Raw genomic sequence first — 3,803 nt, forward strand, 5'->3', positions numbered from 1 at the left:
TAACCGCCCCCACCCCTGCAACCGCACGAACCCTCCAGAGGAGCTGCACCGATGACAACGACGGACCCCTGTACCGTCCGCCCCGACCACGAGGAGAGCTAGTCATGGCCCAGGCCCAGGCGTCCGCCTCCGGTGTCGAGCTCCCGGCCGACGCGTCCGCGGTGCAGGTCGCCGACAAGCGCCGGCTGTGGATCATCATGGGAGCCCTGCTCCTGGGGATTCTGCTGGCCTCGCTGGATCAGACAATCGTGTCGACGGCGCTGCCGACGATCGTCGGTGATCTCGGTGGGGCGACCCACCTGTCCTGGGTGGTCACCGCCTACCTGCTCGCCTCCACGGTGTCGACGCCGGTCTGGGGCAAGCTCGGTGACCTGTACGGACGAAAGATCCTCTTCCAGGTGTCGATCGTGCTGTTCCTCGTGGGCTCCGTCCTCGCCGGCGCCAGCACGTCGATGGGCCAGCTCATCGGTTTCCGCGCTCTGCAGGGCCTCGGTGGCGGCGGCCTGATGATCGGCGCGATTACCATCATCAGCGATGTGGTACCACCCCGTGACCGGGGCCGTTACCAGGGCCTGTTCGGCGCCGTGTTCGGCGTGTCGTCGGTGATCGGCCCGCTGCTCGGCGGGCTGTTCGTGGACCATCTGTCGTGGCGGTGGGTCTTCTATGTGAACCTGCCGGTCGGTGCGGTCGCCCTGGTGGTCACGGCGCTGGCTCTGCCGGCGACGAAAAACCGGATCAAGCACGTGATCGACTATCTCGGCACCGTGCTGCTCGCCGGGGCGACCACCAGCCTGGTGCTGCTGACGAGCCTGGGCGGCACCACCTACGGCTGGGGCTCGCCGGAGATCATCGGCCTGGGGATCGCGGGCGCTGTGCTGCTCGTCGCGTTCGTCTTTGCCGAGCGCCGGGCGGTTGAGCCCGTCCTGCCGCTGTCGCTGTTCCGTAACCGGGTGTTCTCGGCGGCCGGTGCCATCGGCTTCGTCGTCGGCTTCGCGATGTTCGGTGCGATCATCTTCCTGCCGCTGTTCCTCCAGGTGGTCAAGGGCGTCGACCCGACCGAGTCCGGCCTGCAGATGCTGCCGGTCATGGGCGGGCTGCTGATCAGCTCGATCACCTCCGGCCGGCTGATCAGCAAGTGGGGCCGGTACAAGGTCTTCCCGATCGTCGGCACCGCGGTGATGTCGATCGGCCTGTTCCTGCTGTCGTTCATCAGCCCCGACATCGCCACCTGGCAGCTTGCGCTGTCGATGTTCGTGCTCGGCGTCGGGATCGGCTCGGTGATGCAGGTGCTCGTCATCGCCGTGCAGAACTCCGTCGACCACCGGCAGATGGGCGTGGCGACCTCGGGTGCCACCTTCTTCCGCTCCATCGGTGGCTCGTTCGGTACGGCCGTCTTCGGGGCAATCTTCGCGAACGTGCTGGCCGGCAACATCAACGAGCAGCTGGCGGGCCTGCCGCTGCCGCCCGGGCTCGCCTCGTCCGGGGCGAACATCAGCCCGAAGGTCATCGGCGCCCTGCCGCCGGACATCCGCGACGGCTTCGTCCAGGCGTTCTCGGACTCGATGCAGACGGTCTTCCTGGTCGCGGTGCCGATCGGCCTGGTCGCCTTCGCCCTGACCTGGCTGCTCCCAGAAATCCGCATGCGCTACACCGCCGACACTGTCGCCCCTGCCGCCGACACCGTCGCCCCTGCCGCCGACACCGCTCCGGTCGCGGACACCGCCGCGGCCCCTGACGTCGTCACCCCGGCCGTCGTTGCCGGTGAAGCCGGTGCGCCGGAGTCGGGCGGCCCGCAGGACGCGGCGAAGGCTCTTCACTAGCCCTGGAGGTCTCGAGCGTTTCCTGCTCCCTGGACATGCGACTCGCCCGCCGCGGTGCGCGTCCAATGTTGGTGACAACAGGACGTGACCGTGACGGGCGAGTCGTGGTTCGACATCGGTATCGGATGCCACGGACCCGAAAGCTGTCGCTACCTGGTCGGCTGGCCCGTGGGACGCCTGCCCCGGGAGTCGACTACCGCCGCGGGGGAGTGCGCTCGATCGTGATCGAGAGCGTTTCGATCCGATGGGTGATGTGGATGACGGTGTGGGGCGGCTCGGTCGGGTAGATCGGCGTCGGCGGGACGTCGTCGTGACTGGATGAGGGTTTCCCACGTGATCGGGTGGCGAGGTGGGCGGCCAGGGTGGCGCGGGCGATCTCCGCGAGAACCATGGCGAAGACAATGGGATCTCGCGTCATCACCAGGTAAGCGACTACCCCGAGGAGTGCCACCGCCCCAAGGGCGCGGGGCCGGTGGCCCGACGACCCCGGATCTTCGTGCATCGGTATCTCATCCTTCCATCAAGAGGCTGCCTGTGGTTGGTCGCATCTGAAGGGGTTCCTTCCTGCGCGCCGACCGCTCTCGTCTCTGCCCAGAGGTTCTTCGGCTTTCTTGCGCCGAACATGCCGGACGCGGCGTCCCCTCGTTCCTTCCGTACTGATGAACGATGCGACGGGGACCGTCCAGCCGACATGTGCCTACTCTACCGGGTTCATCGAAGAGGACCGTTTCAAGTAGGTCGGACGAGGAAGCGTGTCTTTGCTTCGGTTCGATCGACCGCAAGGTCTGTTTTTCGACCCTTGGCCGGCAGGCGACTCCCAGTCAACGCCAGGTGGCCCTTTATCACAGTATTCATGTTGCTGCAAGCATCCTGTGGGGCGTGTTGCGGCGCCTCATGTGCGAAGAACCTGCCGCATGCTTGCAGTTAAATACATCAGTCTGCTTGCTTCTGTGTGATAAGTGGTCGCCGGATGATCCGTGGACGCGTTGATCGAGAAGTATCGCGGGATTCTCGAACTTCAAGTTGCTATCGTGAGAGTCGGAGGTTGGATCTCGTCCACCTTCTGGAGGCTTCTCGCAACCTCTGCCCAGAGGATGAAGCCAATCGCCGCGACCCCCGGATGCGACCCGGGGGCCGCGGCCCACCAACGGATGCACTTCGTGCGTGGGGCTCGTCACAGCCGTGTATCCCCGGCCTTCGTGTGGTCTGTTGCTGTGCGCGGGTAGCTTGTGCTCTCCGAATCTCGGGGGTGAAGGCGGCTGGATGGGATGTGCGAGCGCCCAGATTCTTACCGATCGCTAGCGATCATTACCTAGGGTAGTCGTCGGGGTGGTTAGTCCACGTGGCCGGCAACGGACTTCCGAGGCGCTCCGATGCTCCACCGGTCTTCGTCGGATGCACTCCTTGTGACTGCAGGCAATGGGATTGGGTGGAGGTTCACGCTCGCGGTGTGCCCCGGGGGTGGCGTTGGATGCGTATCACGGCAGGTGACTGCCGGTGGCGATCTGTTGAAATAGTTCGCGCGTCGCGCCCGGTGGTGATTGTTTCTCGCTGCCACGACGTCGTCAGTCGAAGTCCGTCATCCTCCCGCCCGGATGGAGTCGCCGGAACTGGAAGACGGTGGGCGTGCCGCGCCCGAATCCCTCTGGGGATAATGACGGAGAAAGGTCCTGGCGTCCGCTTCTTTCTGGGGCCGAAAGGGTCCGGGATTCTTGATTCCTCTCCTTTCTGTGCTGGTTTCCTGGTGAGTGCCCGAAGGTATGATTCGCCCGGTTCCGGTCGTCTTGCGCGCAAGTTCGAAAAACCCGTCCGGGTGCATCCGCTTCTGTGGATGCCCGGCGACCAGCCTCGATCCGGTGGCGTTTGCCTCTGGACCAGCGGAGCCGACTCGTTCGGGAACCGGGAGGGAAGGGCTGCCGGTTGCCTGGCCGCCCGGCCGCGTCGGCGGTGCTCCGGTGGCGGGTGGCGGGCGGGCGGCCAGGC

The 3,803-nt window shown here is 65.9% G+C and carries 2 protein-coding genes; one reads left to right on the top strand and one right to left on the bottom strand.

Annotated features, from left to right (window positions below; all coding sequences use genetic code 11):
* Positions 1–104 precede the first annotated feature (104 nt).
* A complete protein-coding gene (locus NBZ85_RS28840) occupies positions 105–1,820 on the top strand; it encodes an MDR family MFS transporter (RefSeq protein ID WP_261560409.1) in 1,716 nt (571 codons plus the stop codon).
* Between the two features lie 193 nt (positions 1,821–2,013).
* Here the strand turns inward: NBZ85_RS28840 and NBZ85_RS28845 are convergent, their stop codons facing one another.
* Positions 2,014–2,322 (bottom strand): hypothetical protein, encoded by a 309-nt coding sequence (locus tag NBZ85_RS28845; protein WP_261560410.1) that lies wholly within the window; start codon positions 2,320–2,322, stop codon positions 2,014–2,016.
* Positions 2,323–3,803: the final 1,481 nt, after the last annotated feature.

This window comes from Frankia tisae (genome assembly GCF_025403405.1).
Lineage (GTDB): Bacteria > Actinomycetota > Actinomycetes > Frankiales > Frankiaceae > Frankia > Frankia tisai.